Source organism: Nocardia spumae, assembly GCF_020733635.1.
Lineage (GTDB): Bacteria > Actinomycetota > Actinomycetes > Mycobacteriales > Mycobacteriaceae > Nocardia > Nocardia spumae.
On the sequence record NZ_JAJFZL010000001.1, the window covers coordinates 4651489 to 4673579 of the forward strand.

Consider the following 22091-nt stretch of genomic DNA (forward strand, 5'->3'; position numbering starts at 1 on the left):
TAGATTCCCCGCACTCACGCCACGGCGAACCGCCACGTCATCGCCGTGTCGAACGAAGCGGGGCCGGCGTCCCGCAGGAGCGCCGGCCCCGCGACGGGGATTACCGAACCTATTCGCACGCGGGCGACTGCTGGCCCAGGTTCTTCAGCGCGGCACAGGCCCAGCTCTTCTGCAGCTTCCACTGGCCGTCCTGCGCGACGAACGGCACGTCGGCCGGGTTCGGGGCGCCGCCGTTCACCGAGAAGTCCACCTTCGCCGTCAGCGTGTCGCCGCCCAGGTACTGCACCTGGGTGACGTTGATCTTGGCGTTGTTCTGCTGATACGCGTTGGTCAGGTTACCCATCATCTGGGGATCCTTGGCCAGCGCTTGCTGGCCGTCCTCGAGCCACTGCGCCTTCTGCTCGGCCGGCACGTTCGGGTCCAGCGCCTGCGCCAGTTCCGTGTTCAGATCAGCGGCCGTCGGCACCGGGGGCGTGTTCGCGGCCGAGGTCGCCGCCGCTTTGCTCGTCGTGGCCTTGTGGCTCGAGTGCTTGTCACCGCTACCGCAGGCAGACATGCCGAGCGCAGCCACGACAGCCAGGGTGGCGACCGCGATGCGTCCAGTCATCTGAAGCTTCAATGCTCGTCCTTTGCGTTCGAGTTGGTCTCTGGTTCTGTTCACGTGACAGCTCCCACCCGATCGGCAGCAGTGCACGAGTGGCCTCACGGTACCCGTCGAATTTCAACGAAGACTAAGGAGAGGATCGGCCGGGGCGAGATCGTCATCGTCGGCAGCGAACGTATACGCCGGGCCGGGCCCTGTCGAGCGGGTCTCGAAACGAACGGTGACCCGGCCGTGCCCGCTGCCCTGAACCCAGCCGTGTCCGTGTGCCGGATGGGCCACATCGCGTCCCGGATACCAGAATTCGGTGGTGTAGGACCGAGTGGGCGGCGGCACCACCGGTTCGACGGCGAGGGCGGGCGCGGCGATGGGCTCCTCGAAAACTGTGTCGCGGACCTCTCCGGTGTCCCTGTCCAGATCTGGGAACAGCGACTCCTGCCGGACCACCGACAGCCCGCCGAATCCCACGCCCACCAACCGGATCGAACCGAGTTCGACCGGATCGATGGCCGAGCGCTGGGCCGCGGCGGTGAGTGTCGCGAGATCGGCGGTGGCGTAGGGCAGGGTGAGCGAGCGCGTGACGATACCCATGTCGCTCTTCTTCAGCTTCAGGACCACGGTGCGCGCCGCGCGGCCGTCGCGCAGCAACCGGCGGTGGGCCGACGCGGCCATCACCTCGATGGCCGGGCGCAGTTGCGCCAGGGTGACGATATCGGTCTCGTACGTGGTTTCGGCACTGATCTGTTTGGCCTCGGCGCGCTCGGCCACGGGTCGCTCGTCGATCCCGCGCGCGAGCCGGTGCAGCGCCGCGCCGGCACTGCCGCCCAGCAGCGATGCCGCCTCCGCTTCGGGCAGCGCCGCGAAGGCCCCGACCGTCTCGATCCCCACCGAGCGCAGCCGCTGTTCGGCCACCGGCCCGATTCCCCAGAGTTTGCGTACCGGCAACCCGGCCAGCAGGCTCTGTTGTTCGGCGGGCGAAATCACCCGCACCCCATCGGGTTTGGCCATCCCGGAGGCGATCTTGGCCAATTGCTTTCCGGTGCCGGCGCCCACCGAGGCGACCAGTCCGGTCCGGTCCAGCACCGCGTGCCGCAACCGCTCACAGAAATCCCGGACACCCGCGACGCTCGCGCCCGCGAGTTCGGCCGGCTCGCCGAAGGCCTCGTCGAACGACAGCGTCTCCAGGATCGGGATCCACGTCCGCAGCGTCTCGAAGACCTGGCCGCTGACCTCACCGTAGACCGCCCCGCGCGGCGGGATCACGACCGCTGTGACACCGACCAGCCGGCGCGCCTGATGCATCGGCATGGCCGAACGCGCCCCGAACACCCGCGCCTCGTAGCTGGCTCCCGCCACCACCCCGCGACCGCCCATGCCACCGACGAGGACCGGCCGGCCGCGCAGCGTCGGCCGGGTGAGCTGTTCGACCGAAGCGAAGAAGGCATCCATATCGATGTGCAGCACCCACCGCCGCGCCGAGACCGTGTCGTCGGTCGCGGAGGCGACGCCGGGCGCGTTCATCGGCACCCGGGCGTACGGCGCCCGGACCGGAGGACGGCCGCAGCTGTCCCCGCCGCCGGGAACTGTTCGGCGACTCCGGAATTGCTGTCGGGTTCCTGTGTACCGGGGTAGACATCCGGCCGTCCCGCGATACCCGCACCGACCCGGGTGGATACCCTCTGACCAGGCACGAGCCGTGTCGTAGCCGAGGCGAAGTCAGGGTGCATGGCCCGAAATCTACGCGTGGGGACCGACATGTCCGGTAACGAGAATGTGTGATGATCGATTCATGACCATCCGCAAGGCCGTGATCCCAGCCGCCGGTATCGGCTCCCGCCTGCTGCCGCTGACCAAGGCCATTCCCAAGGAGATGCTGCCGGTCGGCGACAAGCCGGTGATCGAGCACACCGTCCGGGAACTGGTGGCCTCGGGGATCACCGATATCACGATTGTCGTGAGCGGCGGGAAGTCGCTGATCCAAGATCATTTCCGCCCCAATCCCGCCCTGGTGGCGCAGCTGCGCGCCGACGGTAAGTCCGCCTACGCCGATGCCGTGGAGGAGGTCGGCGAACTGAGCCGGCTCGGCCACATCACCTATCTGGACCAGCACGGGCCGTACGGCAACGGCACGCCTGTGCTCAATGCCGCCCGCACACTCGGCGACGAGCCGATGCTGGTGCTGTGGCCCGACGATGTCTTCGTCGCCGAGGTGCCGCGTGCCCAGCAGCTCATCGACGCCTACAACAAGACCCACTCTCCGGTGCTGGCACTGCTGCCGATGGATCCGGCCGACTCGAAGCGCTACGGCGTTCCGGTGGTGGAGGAGACCTTCGACAACGGACTGATGCGCCTCACGGGCCTGGTCGAGAAGCCCAAGCCGGAGGACGCGCCCTCGGCCTTCGCCGCGATCGGCGGGTACGTTGTCACCCCCGGCATTATCGAGGAGCTGCGCAAACAGGTCGACGAGTGGTACACCCACCGCACCGGTGAGGTCTACCTGACCGACGCGATCAACGTGTTCGCCGCGTCGAACGCGGCCTACGGCCAGGTGATCCGCGGCAAGTGGTACGACACCGGCAATCCCGCCGACTATCTGGTCGCCCAATTCGCCTCGGCCCTCGCCCATCCCTCCTACGGGCCGTTGTTGCGCGATCTGTGCACGGAGTGACCGACACCCCGGCGCAACGCCGCTGCCCGACGCCGAGGTGGTGGCGGGCTCAGCCGTCGGTGGCGTTGTAGCGCACCAGGTACGCGGCGAACCGGTCGATATCGCGATCGTCCCAGTCGTCGAACCGCTCGTCCACGGCCGCGCTGCGGGCGCGCTCGGCCGCCGCGGCGATCCGCCGCCCGGCGTCGGTCGCGCGCAGGATGTGGTTGCGCCGGTTGGCCGGATCCACTTCCTTGACCAGATAGCCCTGCTTCTGCAGCGCCGCGACCTGCCGGCTCATCGTGGACTTGTCCAGCACGAAGTATTCGGCCAGTTCGGCGGCCAGACAGCCGTCACGGGCGATCACCAGGTCGAGAATGCTGTAGGCCACCAGCGGCAGATCCGGATGTAGTTCGGCCGCGCGCCCGCGGGCCCGGCGCGCGAACGCGGTGAGTTCGCGCTGGATTGTCTGAATCGCCACAACGCGGGACGGGTATGAATCCGCATCCTTCATGGTTGTATAGTACAACAGATAATAGTTGTATTTACCAACCTTTGGAGCGGAGAGCATGCCCTTACACCAGCTTCGGCATATCGCCGGACATCTAGTGACCCCGCTGCTGATGTGCCTGGGCATGGGCTTGGCCTACCTCGGCGCGTTCCACCAGCCCGAGCCCCATCATCTGCAGGTCGCGATCGTCGGCGACAGCCCGCAGGTGAAGGTCATGGCGCAGACCTTGAAGGATCGGACCGGCGACGCGCTCGACATCGTCACCGTCGACAGCCGGGCGGCCGCTATCGACCGACTCCGGCATCGCGACCTCGCCGGCGCCTTCGTCCCCGACGACCGGCAGCCGGAACTGCTGGTGGCCGAGGCCAATTCGGACACCACTGCGATGGCGGTGGACACGGTATTCGGCGCGGTGACGGCCCAGCGGAATCTCCCGTTGCACACCACCGATATCGCGCCCACGGCTCAGGGCGATCCCACCGGCCAGGGCCTGTTCTTCGTACTTGTCGCACTGAGTATCGGCGCCTACGGCAGCGTCGCCGCGATCAGTGTCGCCGGAGCCGGGGCGAGTATGACGGTGCGGGCCCTGGCCGCGGCCGTGACCTCGTTCGTGGTCAGCGTGATCGGCATCGCGCTCGCCGGACCCGTCTTCGGTGTCGTCGACCACGGCTACGCCTCGATCTGGGCGATGGCCTGGCTCTACGCCGCGGGCATCCTGTTCATCGGCATCGGCCTGCACACCTACCTGAAGCGGTGGACGACGCTGGCGGTGATGGTGCTGTTCGTGATGCTCAACTTCACCACCTCCGGCGGCATCTACCGGCCGGAGTTGCAGAACGGATTCTTCGGCGCCCTGCACTCCTTCTGGAACGGCGCGGGCTTCGTGGAGGGTGCGCGCAGCCTGCTCTACTTCGACGGCAACGGCGGACTCGCCGGTCGCCTGGTGAGCCTGGCGCTGTGGTTCACCGCCGGTGTGACCCTGGTGGTAGTCGCCGGAATCCACGAGCGCCGGGCAGCGCGGGGACAGGCGACCACGGCAGCGTCGCCGGCCGCCGCGGCGGCCACGATCCCCACCGGCCCCGCCGCCGCCACCGCGCACCACGAGGCGGCGGACGCCGAGGCCCGGGACGAGGCCGAAGAGGAGCTGGAACAGGCGGTGGGCGTCTGACCGACGCCGCACCGCCCGCGATCCGCCGCCTCAGAAGAAGCGGCGAATCGCGTAGATGTCGAAATCACTCATCGGGGTCAGCCCGATCGGCACGCCGGGCGAATGCGCGTTGAACAACATGCCGCCACCGGCGTAGATCCCCTCGTGCGAGCCGTCGTCGTTCACGATCACCACATCGCCGGGCATCATCGATCCGAACGGCACCGCACTGCCGGCCCGGGCCTGTTCCCAGGTGGTGCGCGGCAGGAAGATCCCGACCTGCCGGAACGCCCACTGCACCAGTCCGGAGCAGTCGAAGGCATTGGGTCCGGTGCCACCCCACTCGTAGGGCTTACCGGCCTGGGTGCCGGCGACGCTCAGCGCGATCAGCGCACGTGGACTGGCCAGCGGCAGGGCCGCCGAACCGCTGGCGCTGCCGGAGGCCGACCCCGACCCGGAACCCGAACCGCTGCCCGTCTCCGCCGACCCCGACGAACTGCCGGTGTCGGCGGGTGCGGCCGTCGCCGGACCCGCCCAGATCGTGAAGCAGACGGCCACCACCGCGGCGGCCGACAGATATCGCGAGAAAGAGAATCTGCTGTACGCGATTCCGCGCACGCGTAACGCTGCCATGTGCTCGCCCTTCGGTAGGCAATGCCACCACCACGGCACGCCGACCGGCGATTACACAGCACACAGCAGAGATTTGGGATGGCCGCTTCCCCACGGACACCTCATCCGGTCAACTACCAGGTGGTGCACTTTTTCATCGGGTTCGATCGGGAACAACACACAAGCTCTAGTAAACAGTGATGGTTGCTGTGACATAGCTGTTTTAGCGCAAGTCACATGCACACCACAAGTACCCATTCGCAACCGTGACCCTGTCGGGCACCATCGGACACATGCCAGGTCGTACCGCGAATCGGACGATGACCCCCTCTCCGCGGCCCGCCGGGCGCCCCGAGAACCGGAGTGTAGATGCGGTCCAGCAGGGTATACATGGTCCCGCGCCGCCACCGATGCGGTCCGGAGAGCAGCGCACCGATCGGCTCATCGGCCGCCGGGCTCCCCGCCCGACCGACGCGATCGCCGATCCGGGCGGTCCCGCCGGGCCCGGCCGAGATACGACCGGGCCCGGCGTCGCGATCAGGCCTTGGCGATCGCCGCGCGCACCCCACCGACCACCTCGGCCGCCGCAGCGCCCGCGGCGCCGAAGCTCAGCTCGGTGGCCAGGATCTCGCCCGCGATCAGGTCACGATGGGTCCGCGCCCATTCCGCGCGATCGGCGGGGACCTCGAGCACCACCGTGATCCGGTCGGACACGTCCAGCCCCAGCGATTTGCGAGTCTCCTGCAGATCGCGGATCAGGTCCCGGGCCCAGCCCTCGGCCTCGAGTTCCTCGGTGACCTCCGAATTCAGCACCACCAGACCGGCGTTGCCGGGCAGAGCCGCGGTGGATTCGGGTTCGGCGGCCACCAGGCGCTGGGTGTATTCCTCGGGCAGCAGGACGATCCCGTCCTCGTGACCGGGTACCAGCGCCCGCACCACACCGTCGTCCTCGCGCCACTGGCCGGCCTTGACCGCCTTGATCACCGCCTGCACTTCCTTGCCCAGGCGCGGACCCGCGGCACGGGCGTTGACGACGAGTTCGAAGCGACCGTGCGCGGCCACGTCGGCGGTCAGATCGACCTTCTTGACATTCACCTCGTCGGCGATCAGGTCCACGAACGGACGCAGCCGATCCGCGTCGGCCGCGGCCACGGTGACCTCCGACAGCGGCAGGCGCACCCGCAGGTTCTGGGCTTTGCGCAGGCTCAGCACCGTCGAGCAGGCGGTGCGGACCTCATCCATGGCCGTCACCAGATCGGCGTCACGGGACAGTTCCTGCGCGGTCGGCCAGTCGGTCAGGTGCACCGAACGGCCGCCGGTCAGGCCGCGCCAGATCACCTCGGTGATCAGCGGCAGCAGCGGCGCCGCCAGTCGCGTCGTCACCTCGAGCACGGTGTGCAGGGTGTCGATGGCATCGCGATCCTCTTCCCAGAAGCGCGAACGCGACCGGCGCACATACCAATTGGTGAGCGCGTCGGCGAAGGTGCGCAACTCGTCGCAGGCGGTGGCGATGTCGTACACCTCGAGCGCATCGGTCATGGCGTCGCGGGTCTGCGCCAGCTTGGCCAGGATGTAGCGGTCCAGCACATGCTGCGAATCGGTCCGCCACTCCCCCGGCCGGGATGCGTAGAGCTGCAGGAAGGTCCACGCGTTCCACAGCGGGCGCAGCGCATGGCTCACCCCCTCGCGGATACCGCGCTCGGTGACGATCAGGTTGCCGCCGCGCAGTACCGGCGACGCCATGAGGAACCACCGCATGGCATCGGAGCCGTCGCGGTCGAACACCTCGTTGACGTCGGGATAGTTGCCCTTGGACTTCGACATCTTCAGCCCGTCGTCGCCGAGCACGATGCCGTGCGCCACAACGGACTTGAACGCCGGGCGGTCGAACAGCGCGGTCGAGAGCACGTGCAGGTTGTAGAACCAGCCGCGGGTCTGGCCGTTGTACTCGACGATGAAATCGCCCGGGCTGTGCGGCGACGCGTCCGACGTACCTTCGAACCACTCCTTGTTCTCGAACGGGTAGTGCACCTGCGCGTACGGCATCGAACCGGACTCGAACCAACAGTCGAGCACCTCCGGGGTGCGCCGCATCATCGATTTCCCGGTCGGGTCATCGGGATTCGGGCGCACCAGCTCGTCGATCATGGGCCGGTGCAGGTCGTCGGGCCGCACCCCGAAGTCGCGCTCGAGCGCGTCCAGCGAGCCGTACACGTCCACCCGCGGATAGGCCGGATCATCGGAGATCCACACCGGGATCGGCGCGCCCCAGTAGCGGTTGCGGCTGATGTTCCAGTCGCGGGCGTTCTCCAGCCACTTGCCGAACTGGCCGTCGCGGATGTGCTCGGGGACCCAGGTGATCTCCTTGTTGAGCTCCACCATGCGGTCACGGAACTTGGTGACCGCCACGAACCAGGACGGCACCGCCATGTAGATCAGCGGCTGACCGGAACGCCAGCTGTGCGGATACGAGTGCTCGATGGTCTCGTGCCGCAACAGCTTTCCGGCCGCCTTGAGATCCTTGATGATGACCGGATTGGCATCGAAGACCATCAGACCCTCGTACGGCGGCACCATCGAGGTGAACTTGCCGCCCGCGTCCAGCGGCTGCACCACCTCGATGCCGTTGGCCGAGGCCACATCCATATCCTCCTCACCGAACGCGGGTGCCAGATGCACCACGCCGGTACCGGAGTCGGTGGTCACGTAGTCGGCGCCCAGCACCCGATGCGAGTTCGGGTGACCGAGGAAGAAGTCGAACGGCGGCCGGTAGCTCAGGCCCACGAGCGCGGCGCCGGAATGCTCCGACAGCAGTTCGAGGCCGTCCTCGGCGGTGCCCAGTTCCCGCGCGTAGTGCGAGACCCGCTCGACGGCGAGCACATACCGCTTCCCGTCCTTACCCCGCACATGGGCGTAGGTGATGTCCGGATGCACCGCGACCGCCAGGTTCGACGGCAGTGTCCAGGGCGTAGTGGTCCAGATCAGCGCGTTGGCGCCGTCGAGCTCGTGCAGCGGATGACCGGCCGGGACCTGGAGCCGCATGTCGACGGTGACCGCCGGATCCTGGCGCATCCGGTAGGCGTCGTCGAGGCGGGCCTCCTGATTCGACAGCGGCGTCTGCTCGTACCAGCTGTAGGGCAGCACCCGGAAGCCTTGGTAGATCAGGCCCTTGTCGTACAGCGACTTGAACGCCCACATCACCGACTCCATGAAGTCGAGATCGAGGGTCTTGTAGTCGTTGTCGAAGTCGACCCACCGGGCTTGGCGCGTCACATACTCACGCCACTCATTGGTGTAACGAAGCACAGAGGATTTGCACGCGGCATTGAATTCCGCAAGGCCCATCGCGTCGATCTGTGATTTGTCCGTGATACCGAGTTGCTTCTCCGCTTCGATTTCCGCGGGCAATCCGTGTGTGTCCCAACCGAAGCGCCGTTCGACGCGCTTACCGCGCATCGTCTGGAACCGCGGAACCAAATCCTTCACATATCCGGTGAGCAGATGCCCGTAATGCGGCAAACCGTTGGCGAATGGCGGGCCGTCGTAGAAGACGAACTCCTCGCGGCCGGCGCGGTGGTCGATGCTGGCGCGGAACGTGTCGTCGGCGGCCCAGTACTCCAGAACCCGGCGCTCGAGCTCCGGGAACGTCGCGCTCGCGCCCGTCCGCGAGCCGGCATCCGCATCGCTGAATTCGACGCGGGGATAGGCGTTGCGGGTGGATGTCTCGTCCGCCATGGCGGCCACGGTCTCCCTCGTGCCAGTGCGCTCGATCGGCGCAATCGGTGGGCACGGGGACGACGCCGGCGCCTGTGCGCCGCTGCCGCGGTACCACCCCGCTTGTCCGTCCCGGAGCCTGCTCCGAGGTGCGGACCTCTCGTTTCGAGCTGTGACGGGCTCGCCCGTTCGGTTCTACTGAGCGCCTGAGCACCGTTCTTCCGAAGACTCCCCGGTGATGGCCGGATCACTGCCGATCTACAGGTTTGATTGTAGCCAGTGCGGGCAACGCTATTTCCGTGCCCCGTTCATGCTGCGCTCACCGTTTGGCGTGACGACCCGGGCGTGACTGTTGACCATCGTCGGGATTGCGAATCGCCAGCGCGCTGACCAGCAGGACGACCGCGCCGATGACGCATACCACGATGCACCCCCAGGCCCAGAGCACCGATCCGGTTGTCAACGCCGTCACCAGGAGAGCGAAGCCGATCGCGGCCAGCACGAGTGTCAGGACGAGCATGGTCACCCCCTAGGCGGCAGGCGGGCCGCGTCGCCCACGAGGGGCCCCGGCGGCTCCACAGAACAACGACCACACAGCGGAATGCGACGTCCTACCCCGACAGCTCGGCGGGGTGCGGCCGACGCACCCGGGAACGAGCTATTTGCCGCCCTTGGCGAACGAGGCGGGTGCGTGGTTGTTGGAGACGGCCTCGAATGCCTCACCGCCGTCGACCGGCACTGCGGAACCACGATTCTCCAGCTCCTCGAGCTGCGATTCCAGATAGGACTTCAGCCGCACCCGGTACTCACGCTCGAAGGTCTTCAGCTGCTCGATCCGGCTTTCCAGCACGCTGCGCTGCTGGGTGATGGTGGCCATGATCTCGGTGTGCTTGCGCTCGGCATCGGCCTGCAGCGCGTCGGCCTTCTCCTTGGCCTGCCGCAGCTGGCTGTCGGAACGGTTCTGGGCATCCGACAGCAACGAGTCGGCTTTCTGACGTGCCTCGCCGACCATCGCGTCCGACCGGGTCTGCGCCTCGCTGACCATTCGCTCGGAATTCGCCCTTGCGTTGGAGAGAAGCTGTTCGGCCTCCGCCTTGGCATCGGTGGTGAGCCGATCGGCCATCTCCTGCGCCAGGCTCAGCACCTTGGCGGCCTGCAGATTCGCATCCGCGGCGGAGTTGTCCTTGGGTGCGACCGGCGCCGGGGCGGGAACCGGCACCGGCGGTGCCACGGGCACGGGCTTCGGCGGCTCCGGTTGCGGCGGTACCGGTTTCACCGCCTGCGGAGCCGGACGCGACTTCTTCGCATCGGCCAGCTCGGCATCCAGCTCAGCAACCCGCTGGCGCAGGTCCGCGTTCTCCTCGATGAGGCGTGAGAGCTCCTGTTCGACCAAGTCGAGGAAGGCGTCGACTTCGTCCTCGTTGTAGCCGCGCTTCCCGATCGGCGGTTTGCTGAACGCGACGTTGTGCACATCGGCTGGAGTCAGCGGCATGGAAGGATCCCTTCACGCTTCGTACGGAGATCTACCGTAGATCTTCTAGCAAGCTCTTCTTCTCGGCCCATTCTGTCACACCGGAGCTATCGGCTGCCCGAGCCTGCTGACGATCGACATGAGAATGAACACGATGAAAAGCAGGACCATAATCGAAAGATCGAGTCGAATTCCCCCCAAGTTCACCGGAGGTATCAGGCGTCTCAGCAGTTTCACCGGGGGATCGGTGATCGTGAAGATCACCTCCAGCACGACGGCGACGAACCCCCGCGGATGCCAGTCGCGCGCGAAGCTGCGGATGAACTCGACGATCACTCGGCTGATCAACAACAGCCAGAAGAGGAACAGGAGTACATACAGCACCTGAAACAAGGCCACCTGTCCACTTTGCCTCAGATTCGGTGTCCTGCAAACTCCCCGCGCCGTCCATACGGCATCGATTCCCCCCATCGCGGCCACTCGACCGGGGCCGCCGCCGCGCCGCGGCTCCCGGTTCGAGGGTTATTTCTGGTTGTAGAAGCCGTTTTCGGCGATGCGCCGGCGCTCCTCGGCCGATACATCGACATCCGACGGTGAGAGCAGGAACACCTTGGTCGCCACCTTGTCGAACGAACCACGCAGTGCGAAGGCCAAACCGGCGGCGAAATCCACCAGTCGGCGCGCATCGGCGTTGCTCATCTCGACCAGGTCCATGATCACCGGAGTTCCGTCACGGAAGCGCTCGCCGATGATCGCGGCCTCGGCATAGGTGCGCGGACGCAGCGTCGTGATCTTGGACAACGGACCTCCGTCCTCGAAGACAGGGGTCCGGCGCGGAGCCGGTTCGAACCGGGCACGCTCCTCCAGCCTCCGCTCTTCCATCCGCCGCTCGGCCTCGGGATCGACCGCCAGCGCACCGTGCGTGGTGCCGCGCACCATCGGAGTGCCGCCACCGAGTCCCCGCGAACGGCCCGAGGGCGCGGATTCGATCCGCGTCGGGCGGCGCACGGGCTCGTAGCGATCATCGGAGTAGGACTCGTCGGCGAACTCCGAGCGCCGCGGCACCGTGTAACCGGGCTGATAGGGCGCCTTGTAGGCCGGCTCGGGATAACCCGGATCGTCGGCGAACCGGTCGTCGCCGAAGTGGGACCGGCCGGTGTCGTACGGGTCGTCGCCGAAGCGCGACCGCCGGCCACGGTCGTCCGATCCCAGCGGGCCGCGGTCGTCGATACCTCGTGGGCCGCGGTCGTCGACATAGTCGTCTTCGTATTCCTCGAGCGGAACCATGCCGAAGTACGCCTTGAACCTGTGCAGCGTGCTCATGCCTCCACCTCGCTGACGCTCGGCTCCAGCACGAACACGCTCGTGGCTGCGCTGACTTCTCGCTCGCTGCGCTCGCTCATCCTGGTCGACCTTCCTACGGCCCCGACTGGCCTGGGGTGTTGAAGTCCTGCTCAGTCCTCGTCAGCCCCAAGCATATGTTTCGAATGTGACTGATGAGGTTTATTTGCTATTGCGAGGTTATCGGTCGTTCGCCCATGAGAGCGGTACCGACACGCACGCAGGTAGACCCGTGTCGCACGGCGGCCTCCAGGTCGCCGGACATTCCTGCCGACAATTCGCTCGCGCCCGGATGCGCCCGCAGCAGAGTGCGGTGCAGACCGGCCAGTTCGGCGAACGCCGAATCCGGATCCATGCCGAGTGGCGGAATAGCCATCAGTCCCCCTAGCTGCAAATTCTCCGTCGCTTCGACCTGATCGGCGAGTGCGGCAAGATCATCGGGCCCGACGCCGCCCCGGGTGGGATCACGGTCCAGACTCACCTGCAACAGCACCCGCAGCGGGTTCGTCCGCACCCCCTCGTCGCGGGCCGCGCCGGCTGCGGTGTCAAGTGCCCTCACCAACCGGTCGGAGTCCACAGAATGCACTGTATCGGCCCAGCGCACAACCGATTTCGCCTTGTTGCGCTGCAGACGGCCGATCATGTGCCAGCGCACCTGAGACAGCCGGCCCAATGATGCCACCTTGTCGGCGGCCTCCTGTTCTCGCGATTCGCCGAATTCGCGGCGCCCGAGCTGGTACAGGATCTCGATGTCGGAGGCCGGGAAGTACTTGGTCACCGGCAGCAGCCGGACGCTGTCACGTTCGCGGCCCGCTGCCCGGCAGGCGGCATCGATGCGTTGCTCCAGACGGGTCAGGGCCGCGGCCAGATGGGCCGCACGCTCGCCGCCGGACGGCGGCCCCGATTCGGTTGTGCGGATACCGGATTCGGCGCCCCCGCTCACCGAGGAGCCTCCATCCAGATCACACTCGCGATGCGGCCGGTCGGAGCGCCGCGCCGATGGCTGAACAGGGTTGCATCGGAGATCGTGCACCGCGGATCCACCGCCACCGCGGCGACACCGGCCTCCTCGAGCTGGCGGCGGATACCCGCCCTCAGGTCGAGCCCGGGGGTGCCGCGCCGGGTGGTGGTGGCACTGCCGGGCAGATGGGCCTCCACATCGTCGCGCATCGCCGCGGGCACCTCGTAGCGGTCGCCGCCGGCGGCCGGGCCGAGGAAGGCACCGATGCGTTCGGGTTGCGCGCCAACCGAAATCATCGCCTCCAGCACCGCGGGCACGATTCCGATGCGGGCGCCGACCCGTCCGGCGTGTACGGCCGCGATCACCCCCGCCTGGTCGTCGGACAGCAGAATCGGCACACAGTCCGCGGTCAGGACCACCAGCGCCAGGCCGGCCACCGTGGTGACCAGGGCATCGGTGACCGGAACGGGTTCGGCCCGGGGCCCGTCCACGATCTCGACGTTGCGGCTGTGCACCTGTTCCATCCAGACCAGCCGCTCCGGGGGCAGGCCGATGCCCTCGGCCAGGCGAATCCGGTTCCGCCGCACCGCCTCCGGATCGTCACCGACATGATCACCCAGGTTGAACGAATCGTAGGGCGCACGGGAGAACCCGCCCGCCCGCGTGGTGGTCACCCGCCGGGTCCGAACCGAAGCCTGTGTCATACCCCAAAGATTAGTAGCCACCATGAACCCATCGGCACCGATGCCGCTCACCACCAGGCATTTCACCGGTGGGGCGTGCCGACGATCACCTCCTACACGATCGAGCTGGGCCTCGTATACCCGCTGTCGCCGACCGGAAACCGACTGCGCCCGCTCCGGGTTCGGAGCGGGCGCAGTCGGCACGGAGAGGCGGGGCCTACCGCCGCATGAACGACGGCACGTCGACGTCGTCGTCGGTGTCCTCATCGGGCGGCTGGATGTGAGAACGGGTGTTGCTGGCGATCGTCGGCTCGGTGGCCGGTCGCGGCTCGTACGACGGCGCCGGGCCGCGGGCGGGCGCGGGATCGGCCGCGCGCTCGGGTTCGGATTGACGCGTGGTGCCGAAATCTCTACTCCGGCTCGTGGTCTGGCCGACGTCGCCGGCGCGGGCCGCGCCGATATTGGTTCGACCGGCCGGCTCGATCCGCCGGGCCGGGGTACCGCCGTCGAATCCCGCGGCGATGACCGTGACCCGGACCTCGTCACCGAGCGAATCGTCGATCACCGTTCCGAAGATGATGTTGGCCTCGATATGTGCCGCCTCCTGCACCAGCGAGGCCGCCTCGTTGATCTCGAACAGACCGAGGTCGGACCCGCCGGCGATGGACAGCAGCACCCCGTGCGCGCCGTCCATCGACGCCTCCAGCAGCGGTGAATTGATCGCGGCCTCGGCGGCTTTCACCGATCGCCCCTCACCCCGGGAGGAGCCGATACCCATCAGCGCCGAACCGGCGCCGGACATGACGCTCTTGACGTCCGCGAAGTCGACGTTGATCAGACCCGGGGTGGTGATCAGGTCGGTGATGCCCTGAACACCGTTGAGCAGCACCTCGTCGGCGGAGCGGAAGGCGTCCATCAGACTCACCGCCGCGTCGCCCAGCTGCAGCAGCCGATCGTTCGGGATCACGATGAGGGTGTCGCAGGATTCGCGCAGCGCCTGTATCCCCGATTCGGCCTGGTTGCTGCGCCGCTTGCCCTCGAAGGAGAACGGTCGCGTGACCACACCGATGGTCAGCGCGCCCAGCTTGCGGGCGATCGAGGCCACCACGGGCGCACCACCGGTACCGGTGCCGCCACCCTCGCCGGCGGTGACGAAGACCATGTCGGCGCCCTTGAGCACCTCTTCGATCTCGTCCTTGTGGTCCTCGGCGGCCTTGCGGCCCACCTCCGGATCCGCGCCGGCGCCCAGACCGCGGGTGAGTTCGCGGCCGACGTCGAGCTTGACGTCCGCATCACTCATCAGCAGTGCCTGCGCGTCGGTATTGACGGCGATGAACTCGACTCCCTTGAGTCCCTGTTCGATCATTCGGTTGACGGCGTTCACGCCGCCGCCGCCGATACCGACGACCTTGATCACTGCAAGGTAGTTGTGCGGGGGCGTCATGGGCTCTCGCCTTCCTTCGATCCAAAGCCTGTCGTTTTCGGATTCTCGGCAGAGCGCCGGTTCGAGGTCCCCGGTTCGCCCGGGTTTTCACTCGGACAAACCCTAAACCTGAACCATAGGGTTGGCGTTATGTCAAGTATCCGACTGGTGCGGAACGCTATTCGCACCCGCCGCGATCCGTGCGCAGGCGCGCCGAAACGAGGGGCAGAATCTTGTGTGATCCTTCTCGTCCGAGCCCGTCGGGCATCGTATCGCGAACGGCCACCGCAGACACCGGGATCGACTCCCGATATCCGCGTGACCGTGGATTCACCGGCCGAGTACGCGGCTGCGACACCCCGGCAGTCCGTGGTGCCACGGCCACCGCACGTGGCCATCGACTCCCGGCCGCCGGTCGAAAACCGCAACGGCACAACGAGTGTCACTATCGTACCGTTACCAGATCGGGACTCGAAACGTCGAATACCGTTCCCGGGCGGGTCAGCACCGGAAGTACCACCGCCGCTTTGCGTTCGGAGTCGTCCGAACCGCCCCATACCACCGTACGCCCATCGCGCAGGCTCAATTCGATATCCGAAACCGACCGCGCCGCAACCTCTCCCACCTGCGCACGAAGCGCCGGTGGCGCGGCGTCGAGAACCGCCACCGCGGCACGGGTCACCGGGTCCGCGCTGCCCGGGTGCCCGGTGGTGAGCTTCGGGACACCGGGCGGCGCCGGTTCGATGGCGAATTCCACCCCTTCGGAGTCCAGCAGATGCGGTCCCTGCGGGCCGTCGAAGAACAGCACCGCGCGGCGTTCGTCTACGGTGACCCGCACCGTCGACGGAAATACCCGCTGCACCCGGGCGGAGCGGACCTTCGGCAGAGCCGCCACCCGTCGCGCGATCGCGTCGGTGTCTATCCGCAGCATGGAGCGTCCCTCGGGAATCTGCAGAACCGCGCGGACATCCTGGTCCGGGACCGCCGACACCCCCTCGATCTGAACGGTGCGCACCGACAGCAGCGGCGTGAAGTACGCGACCGCGAGCAGCACGATCACCACCACCACAACCGGGATGCCCCACAACAGGATTCGCCGCCATCGGCCCTGCCCCATCGTGCGCACCCGCGACGCGGTACGGCGCGGCCGATAATCACGGTCGTCGTCCGGATCGACGTCGGCGGCGAGATCGGGCTGTTCGGTCACCCCACGCTGTGCCATGTCCACCTCCCTCTCCGGTGTGCGCGGCGGCGCCCACCGGGCGGGGGCGCCACGATCACCGCCCCGATGGCGGACGCACCCGCAGTCCGTCCAGAATCTGCCCACCGAGCATCGTCACATCGCCGGCGCCCATGGTGATCACCACATCGCCCGGCCGGGCCAGGCTCGCGGCCTGGCGGCCCACCCGAGACATATCGGGTTGATAGTGCACGGGTCCGGTCACCGCCTGCGCCACCAGGGCACCGTTCACCCCGGGCAGCGGCTTCTCCCGCGCACCGTACACATCGAGCACCACCACCTCGTCGGCCAGCGACAGCGCGGCGCCGAACTCCTCGGCGAAGGTGGCCGTGCGGCTGTACAAATGCGGCTGGAACACCACGATCACCCGGCCCTGCCGCGAGCGTGCGCCGTCGGCCGCCTCCTGGCGGACCAGCTCGGCCGCCGCGCCGAGAACCGCGCGCACCTCCGTCGGATGATGGGCGTAGTCGTCGAAGACCCGCACACCGTTCTCCCGGCCCACGAACTGGAACCGGCGGTGCACCCCGCCGAAACCCTCGAGACCCTGCAGCACCTCGTCCACATCGGCACCGGCGTCCCGGGCCGCGAGCAGTGCGGCCAGGGCGTTGAGCGCCATGTGGCGGCCGGGCACCGACAGCCGCAGTGTTCGGACCGCGGGTTCGTCACCGAGCTGTACGGTGGCCAATCCACCGACATCGCGCGGCTCCCAGGCCACCAGCCGAGCCTGCACCGGCACCGGAGCATCGGGAAGTTCCGCCGAGCCGTACCCGGCCACCCGGATATCGAGTTCGCCGGCGGCGACCCGATCCGCGACCCGCCGCGCCAGCGCCAGCGATCCGGGATCGTCCAGGCACACCACCAGCAGTCCGCCGCGCCCCAGCCGCGCCACGAAATCGTCGAAGACCTGAACGTAGGCCTCGTCGGTACCGAAGAAGTCCAGATGGTCGGATTCGATATTGGTGACCACCGCGACGTCCGGATCGTATTGCAGCAGTGAGCCGTCCGATTCGTCGGCCTCGGCCACGAAGTAGCCGCCGGTGCCGTGATGGGCGTTGGTCCCGGCCTCGTTCAGCTCGCCGCCGACCGCGAACGACGGGTCGAATCCGCAGTGCTGCAATGCCACCACCAGCATCGAGGTCGTCGAGGTCTTACCGTGGGTGCCCGAGACCAGCAGGGTGTGATGGCCGCGCATCAATTCGGCGAGAACCGTGGGCCGCAACAACACCGGCACGCCGCGCCGATTCGCCTCCACCAGTTCGGGATTCGTCTTCGGAATCGCGGCATAGGTGGTCACCACCGCGCTCGGACCGCCGGGCAGCAGGTCCAGGGCGCCGGCGTCGTGGCCGATCCGGACCTGCGCGCCGCGTGCCCGCAACGCCAGCACCCCGCGGCTCTCCTTGGCATCGGAGCCGGAGACGGCGCCGCCGCGCGACAGCAGAATCCGTGCGATCCCCGACATTCCGGCGCCGCCGATGCCAACCATGTGCACGCGCCGCAGCAGCTCCGGCAATTCGGCAGAGGTCTGTCCCGGCGCCGCCGAACCCTCGGCGTTCGCCTCGACCGTCTCGTTTCCTCCGGTCACCGGCCGGCCACCTCCACCACGATCCGCGCCACCTCGTCCGCGGCATCGCGATGCCCGGCCCCGGCCGCGGCGACCGACATGTTCGTCAGTGCGGCCGGATCGGTGAGCAGCGCGATCACCTCGTCCATCACATACTTCGGCGTCATCTCCGCATCCGCGACAATTCTGCCACCACCCTTGGCCACGATGGGGCGGGCATTGAACTCCTGCTCGCCGTTACCGTGCGGCAGCGGAACATAGAAAGCGGGCAGACCCACCGCCGACACCTCGGCCACCGTCATCGCGCCCGATCGGCACACCGCCGCATCAGCGGCCGCATACGCCAGATCCATCCGCGACAGGTACGGCACCGCGACGTATTTCGCGCCGTCACGACCCGAATCGGGATCGACACCGCCGAGTTCGAGCGTGTTCTTCGGGCCGTGGGCGTGCAGCACCGAGACGCCGGCGGCCAGCAGTTGCGCGGCCGCACCCGAAACCGCCTCGTTCAACCGGCGCGCCCCCTGGGAGCCGCCGAAGACCAGCAGTACCGGCCCCTGCCGCGGGAGCCCGAAATGCTCGCGGGCCCGGTCACGCAGACCGGCCCGGTCCAGGGTGGCGATCGACTCGCGCACCGGAATCCCGACGACCTCGGCATCGGCGCGCCCCCTCGCGTGCACACCCGAATTCGGCACGGCGGCCAGCACCCGGGCCGCGCGGCGAGCGCCCACCTTGTTCGCGATGCCGGCCTTCACATTGGCCTCGTGCACCACCAGCGGCACCCGGCGCCCGCGCCGCAGCAGACCGCCGCCGACAGCCAGATACGCGGGGACACAGACGTATCCGCCGAAGCCGATGACCACATCGGCCTCGACCGCCTCGATCACCGCGCTGGTGCGGGCCACCGCGGCACGCACCCGGCCCGGCAACCGCAGCAGGTCCATCGTGGGCTTGCGTGGCAGCGGCACCGGCGGGATCAGCTCCAGCGGGTAGCCGCGCTCGGGGATCAGTGTCGTCTCCAGCCCGCGCTGGGTACCCAGTGCGGTGATCCGGATCGAGGGATCCAGCCGACGCAGTGCGTCCGCGACCGCCATCGCGGGTTCGATATGTCCGGCCGTGCCCCCGCCGGCGACGATCACCGAGAGCGTGCGTTGCCCGGAAACCGTCGTCCCGCTCCCGCCGGTTGTCACCTCGAATTACCTCGTTCTCTCGCATGTGTCATCGGATAGCTGGGCTCCCAGGCCCGGGTCGTACGCCACGACGACGCCCCGCGCGCCTCCCGCCGGGCGGGCTCGGCGCTGCGCCGTCGTGCCGAATCCGAATCTATCGAGCGCCGCGACGGCACCGCCGCGCCACCCCGCACCTTGGCGGCACCACGAGACTTGCCCGATCCGCGCGACTGCCCGGATTTGTCCGACCGCTTGCGCGCCGGCGGCAGCTCACGCCGCCGCGACCCCGCCACCGCCGCCGCGCGCGACCGGGCCGCGCGAGCGGAGGAATAGGTCTCCGGAACGGGTAGTCGCAGCAACCGGCTGAAGCGTCCGTCCTGGCCCGCCTTCAACGCGGCGATCGCCTCGGGTTCATGCCTCGCCGCGCTCGCGATCAGGCCGAACATCATCAAGGTGATCGCCAGCGACGAGCCACCGGCCGACACCAGGGGAAGCTGCAGACCGGTCACCGGCAGCAGGCCCACCACATAGCCGATATTGATCAGCGCCTGGCCGGTGATCCAGGTGGTCGCCGCCGCGGTCAGCAGCCGCAGGAACGGATCGACCGAGCGGCTGGCGATCCGCAGTCCGACGAAGACGAACAGGGCGAACAGACCCAGCACCAGGGCGCAGCCGAGAAATCCGAGCTCCTCGCCGATGATGGCGAAGATGAAGTCGTTGTGCGCGTTGGGCAGATAACTCCACTTGGCCCGGCTCTGTCCCAGGCCGCGGCCCCAGATCCCGCCGTCGGCGAGTGAGAACTGCGCCTGGCGCGCCTGATACCCGATGCCCTGCGGATCGTCACCGGGATTGAAGAACGCGCGCATGCGATCGGACCGGTATCCGGCCGACAGCGCCAGAATCCCGGCCGCCACCGCACCGGAGACGGCGATCGTCACGAACAACCGGACCGGCAACCCGCCGAACCACAGCAGCGCGACCAGTACCAGGCCGACCGCGATGGTGGTCGACAGGTTCGGCTCCAGCACGATCAGCAGGCAGACCAGCAGCCCGGCCGGGACCAGCGGCACCAGGATGTCCTTGTACCCCATCTGATCGCTGCGGCGGGTGGCCAGCAGGTGCGCACCCCACACGATCAGCGTGACCTTCACGATCTCCGACGGCTGCACCGAAACGAAGCCGAGATCGAACCAACGCCGCGACCCCTGCACCTGAGAACCGATGCCGGGAATCAGGACCAGCACCAGCAACAGCACCGATACCGCGAACAGTGGGAACGACAAGCGCCGCAACACTCGCAGCGGAATCCGCAACGCCAGATAGAACAGGATCGTGCCGAGCCCGGCGAAGAACGCCTGCTGCATGAACAGTGAATAGGCCGAACCGCCGTCGGCGTAGGCCTCCACACTGGAGGCCGACAGCACCATCACCAGCCCGAGCACGGTCAGCAGGGTGGCGATGGTGACGACGAGATGGAAATCGGCCAGTGGGCGCGCCAGCCAGGCACCGAACCAGGTGCCGACGGGCTTGCGCGCCGAATTCGTCACTGCTGGCTCCCGATATCTCTCTCGTCGAGTGCCTGGACCGCCGCGACGAAGCTGCGGCCGCGGTGGGTGTAGTCGGCGAACATGTCGAGCGAGGCGGCCGCCGGGGCGAGCAGAACGGTATCGCCGCGACCGGCAAAGCCGGCAGCGATGCGCACCGCGCGCGCCATCACCGCGTCCGCACCGTCGATCTCGGCGACCAGCGATGCCGTGGAGGGTTCCCCGCTCATCTGTGCATCGTCACCCGAACCGAGCTCCACCACCGGGACATCCGGCGCGTGTCGCGCCATTGCCGCCGCGATCAGGGGCGCGTCCTGGCCGAAAACCACTGCGGCCACGAGGCGATCGGCGACCTCCTCGATCAGATCGTCGATATGCGCGCCCTTGAGCAGGCCACCGGCGATCCACACCACCTGCGGATGCGCCATGATCGACGACCGCGCCGCATGCGGATTGGTCGCTTTGGAATCGTCGACGAATCCGACACCGCCCAGCTCGCGCACGAAGGCCGCGCGATGCGGGCCCACCTTGTGCTCGGCCAGCCCCTCCTTGACGAACTGCGGGGCCACATCGATGGCGCGGGTCAGCGCGGCGGCGGCCAGGGCGTCGGCCACACCCGCCGGCCCGGGCGGGCTGATATCGCCGACCTCGGCCAGGATCGCGGCCTTGGTGAAGGCGCGGTCGAGCAGTTTGCCGTCGACCACGCCGAGTTCACCGTCCGCGGGTACGCCGACCCGGAAGCCGACGGTGCGGCGCGCCTTGGACTTTCGCGCCAGCGCGGCGGCCACCGCGTCGTCGAGTCCCACCACACCGACCCGGCCGGTCAGTGCGCGTGCCTTGGCGGCGGCATAGGCGTCCAGACCGCCGTGCCAATCCAGATGATCCTCGGCCACGTTCAGCACCACACCGGCCTCCGGACGGACCGAAGGCGCCCAGTGCAGTTGGAACGACGACAGTTCGACCGCCAGGATCTGCGGGCCGGGGGTACGCCGCAGTGCGTCCAGGATGGGCAGGCCGATGTTGCCGCAGGCGACACTGGCCAGCCCGGCGGCGCGCAGAATCGCATGCGTCATCTGGGTGGTGGTGGTCTTACCGTTCGTCCCGGTGATCACCAGCCATTTGCGCACCGGACCGTACAGCCGCGCCTGATCGACCCACCAGGCGAATTCCACATCGCCCCAGACGGGAATGCCCTCGGTAACCGCCGAGACCAGCACCGGCGAATCCGGCCGCCAGCCCGGACTGGTGATCACCAGCGCGAAGCGGGTCAGCGCATCGGGTTCGAGCAGTTCGGCGCCGGTGGCGGTATCGAGCCCGAGTTCGGCGGCCTCGGCCATCGCCTTCTCGCCGGCGTCGGTGACCACCGGACGGGCACCGATATCGCGCAGCGGCTCGATGAGCGAGCGTCCAGACACTCCCCATCCCGCGACGAGAACGTCACGGCCGCGCAGAAATTCGAGCATGGG

At 68.1% G+C, this 22091-nt stretch carries 19 protein-coding genes; 2 read left to right on the forward strand and 17 right to left on the reverse strand.

All coding sequences use genetic code 11. From position 1 onward, the window contains the following. Window positions 1–109: 109 nt before the first annotated feature. Both LKD76_RS20760 and LKD76_RS20765 read right to left on the reverse strand, forming a co-directional pair. Window positions 110–619 (reverse strand): WKL family lipoprotein, encoded by a 510-nt coding sequence (locus LKD76_RS20760; protein WP_227982976.1) that lies wholly within the window; start codon window positions 617–619, stop codon window positions 110–112. A gap of 102 nt (window positions 620–721) precedes the next feature. Then, entirely contained in the window at window positions 722–2122 is a 1401-nt protein-coding gene (locus LKD76_RS20765) for a DNA polymerase IV (RefSeq protein ID WP_227982977.1), read from the reverse strand. A gap of 268 nt (window positions 2123–2390) precedes the next feature. On the opposite strand from LKD76_RS20765, the gene LKD76_RS20770 reads away from it, so the two are divergent. Next, entirely contained in the window at window positions 2391–3269 is an 879-nt protein-coding gene (locus tag LKD76_RS20770; RefSeq protein WP_227982978.1) for a UTP--glucose-1-phosphate uridylyltransferase, read from the forward strand. 49 nt (window positions 3270–3318) lie between these two features. On the opposite strand, the gene LKD76_RS20775 is transcribed toward LKD76_RS20770, so the two are convergent. Next, window positions 3319–3762 carry a MarR family winged helix-turn-helix transcriptional regulator gene (locus LKD76_RS20775; protein WP_227982979.1) on the reverse strand — a complete coding sequence of 148 codons (444 nt, stop codon included), beginning with the start codon at window positions 3760–3762 and terminating at the stop codon, window positions 3319–3321. A gap of 55 nt (window positions 3763–3817) precedes the next feature. Between LKD76_RS20775 and LKD76_RS20780 the strand changes: the two genes are divergently transcribed. Beyond that, window positions 3818–4927, forward strand: coding sequence for a YhgE/Pip domain-containing protein (locus tag LKD76_RS20780; RefSeq protein ID WP_227982980.1), 1110 nt, complete (start codon window positions 3818–3820; stop codon window positions 4925–4927). A gap of 30 nt (window positions 4928–4957) precedes the next feature. Here the strand turns inward: LKD76_RS20780 and LKD76_RS20785 are convergent, their stop codons facing one another. From LKD76_RS20785 to murD, 14 genes are all read right to left on the reverse strand, one after another. Beyond that, on the reverse strand, window positions 4958–5539 hold the full coding sequence (locus LKD76_RS20785) for an NlpC/P60 family protein (RefSeq protein WP_227982981.1): 582 nt from the start codon (window positions 5537–5539) through the stop codon (window positions 4958–4960). 516 nt (window positions 5540–6055) lie between these two features. Further along, a complete protein-coding gene (gene ileS / locus LKD76_RS20790; RefSeq protein WP_227982982.1) occupies window positions 6056–9253 on the reverse strand; it encodes an isoleucine--tRNA ligase in 3198 nt (1065 codons plus the stop codon). 298 nt (window positions 9254–9551) lie between these two features. Next, a complete protein-coding gene (locus LKD76_RS20795) occupies window positions 9552–9752 on the reverse strand; it encodes a hypothetical protein (RefSeq protein WP_227982983.1) in 201 nt (66 codons plus the stop codon). A 138-nt stretch (window positions 9753–9890) separates the two neighbouring features. Beyond that, window positions 9891–10724, reverse strand: coding sequence for a DivIVA-like cell division protein Wag31 (gene wag31, locus LKD76_RS20800; RefSeq protein WP_227982984.1), 834 nt, complete (start codon window positions 10722–10724; stop codon window positions 9891–9893). 75 nt (window positions 10725–10799) lie between these two features. Continuing rightward, window positions 10800–11102: a YggT family protein gene (locus tag LKD76_RS20805; protein ID WP_030514706.1), complete on the reverse strand. Its 303-nt coding sequence runs from the start codon at window positions 11100–11102 to the stop codon at window positions 10800–10802. Window positions 11103–11225: 123 nt separating this feature from the next. Then, window positions 11226–12026, reverse strand: a complete 801-nt coding sequence (locus tag LKD76_RS20810) for a cell division protein SepF (RefSeq protein WP_227982985.1) — start codon at window positions 12024–12026, stop codon at window positions 11226–11228. Between the two features lie 187 nt (window positions 12027–12213). Next, the gene (locus LKD76_RS20815; protein ID WP_372466002.1) at window positions 12214–12963 is read right to left on the reverse strand and encodes a YggS family pyridoxal phosphate-dependent enzyme; all 750 of its coding nucleotides are present in this window, start codon (window positions 12961–12963) and stop codon (window positions 12214–12216) included. A gap of 20 nt (window positions 12964–12983) precedes the next feature. Beyond that, entirely contained in the window at window positions 12984–13709 is a 726-nt protein-coding gene (pgeF, locus tag LKD76_RS20820; protein WP_227982986.1) for a peptidoglycan editing factor PgeF, read from the reverse strand. Between the two features lie 196 nt (window positions 13710–13905). After that, window positions 13906–15132, reverse strand: a complete 1227-nt coding sequence (gene ftsZ, locus LKD76_RS20825) for a cell division protein FtsZ (protein ID WP_227982987.1) — start codon at window positions 15130–15132, stop codon at window positions 13906–13908. A 424-nt stretch (window positions 15133–15556) separates the two neighbouring features. Beyond that, window positions 15557–16228: a cell division protein FtsQ/DivIB gene (locus tag LKD76_RS20830; RefSeq protein ID WP_227985339.1), complete on the reverse strand. Its 672-nt coding sequence runs from the start codon at window positions 16226–16228 to the stop codon at window positions 15557–15559. 160 nt (window positions 16229–16388) lie between these two features. Then, a complete protein-coding gene (gene murC / locus LKD76_RS20835; protein ID WP_227985340.1) occupies window positions 16389–17834 on the reverse strand; it encodes a UDP-N-acetylmuramate--L-alanine ligase in 1446 nt (481 codons plus the stop codon). Between the two features lie 95 nt (window positions 17835–17929). After that, window positions 17930–19102 carry an undecaprenyldiphospho-muramoylpentapeptide beta-N-acetylglucosaminyltransferase gene (gene murG, locus LKD76_RS20840; RefSeq protein ID WP_227982988.1) on the reverse strand — a complete coding sequence of 391 codons (1173 nt, stop codon included), beginning with the start codon at window positions 19100–19102 and terminating at the stop codon, window positions 17930–17932. Beyond that, window positions 19099–20628, reverse strand: coding sequence for a putative lipid II flippase FtsW (ftsW, locus tag LKD76_RS20845; RefSeq protein WP_227982989.1), 1530 nt, complete (start codon window positions 20626–20628; stop codon window positions 19099–19101). The genes murG and ftsW overlap by 4 nt, the downstream gene beginning before the upstream one ends. Continuing rightward, a complete protein-coding gene (gene murD, locus LKD76_RS20850) occupies window positions 20625–22088 on the reverse strand; it encodes a UDP-N-acetylmuramoyl-L-alanine--D-glutamate ligase (RefSeq protein WP_227985341.1) in 1464 nt (487 codons plus the stop codon). Before murD ends, ftsW begins: the two co-directional genes overlap by 4 nt. Between the last annotated feature and the right edge of the window lie 3 nt (window positions 22089–22091).

Bases quoted from the DNA above. Each gene is read 5' to 3' on its own strand.
- murC (WP_227985340.1), bottom strand. From the start codon at position 17,834: ATGGTTGGCATCGGCGGCGCCGGAATGTCGGGGATCGCACGGATTCTG.
- ftsZ (WP_227982987.1), bottom strand. From the start codon at position 15,132: ATGACGCCCCCGCACAACTACCTTGCAGTGATCAAGGTCGTCGGTATC.
- LKD76_RS20780 (WP_227982980.1), top strand. From the start codon at position 3,818: ATGCCCTTACACCAGCTTCGGCATATCGCCGGACATCTAGTGACCCCG.
- LKD76_RS20765 (WP_227982977.1), bottom strand. From the start codon at position 2,122: ATGAACGCGCCCGGCGTCGCCTCCGCGACCGACGACACGGTCTCGGCG.
- LKD76_RS20770 (WP_227982978.1), top strand. From the start codon at position 2,391: ATGACCATCCGCAAGGCCGTGATCCCAGCCGCCGGTATCGGCTCCCGC.
- LKD76_RS20830 (WP_227985339.1), bottom strand. From the start codon at position 16,228: ATGGGGCAGGGCCGATGGCGGCGAATCCTGTTGTGGGGCATCCCGGTT.
- pgeF (WP_227982986.1), bottom strand. From the start codon at position 13,709: ATGACACAGGCTTCGGTTCGGACCCGGCGGGTGACCACCACGCGGGCG.
- murD (WP_227985341.1), bottom strand. From the start codon at position 22,088: ATGCTCGAATTTCTGCGCGGCCGTGACGTTCTCGTCGCGGGATGGGGA.
- wag31 (WP_227982984.1), bottom strand. From the start codon at position 10,724: ATGCCGCTGACTCCAGCCGATGTGCACAACGTCGCGTTCAGCAAACCG.
- ileS (WP_227982982.1), bottom strand. From the start codon at position 9,253: ATGGCGGACGAGACATCCACCCGCAACGCCTATCCCCGCGTCGAATTC.
- LKD76_RS20810 (WP_227982985.1), bottom strand. From the start codon at position 12,026: ATGAGCACGCTGCACAGGTTCAAGGCGTACTTCGGCATGGTTCCGCTC.
- LKD76_RS20785 (WP_227982981.1), bottom strand. From the start codon at position 5,539: ATGGCAGCGTTACGCGTGCGCGGAATCGCGTACAGCAGATTCTCTTTC.
- LKD76_RS20795 (WP_227982983.1), bottom strand. From the start codon at position 9,752: ATGCTCGTCCTGACACTCGTGCTGGCCGCGATCGGCTTCGCTCTCCTG.
- LKD76_RS20775 (WP_227982979.1), bottom strand. From the start codon at position 3,762: ATGAAGGATGCGGATTCATACCCGTCCCGCGTTGTGGCGATTCAGACA.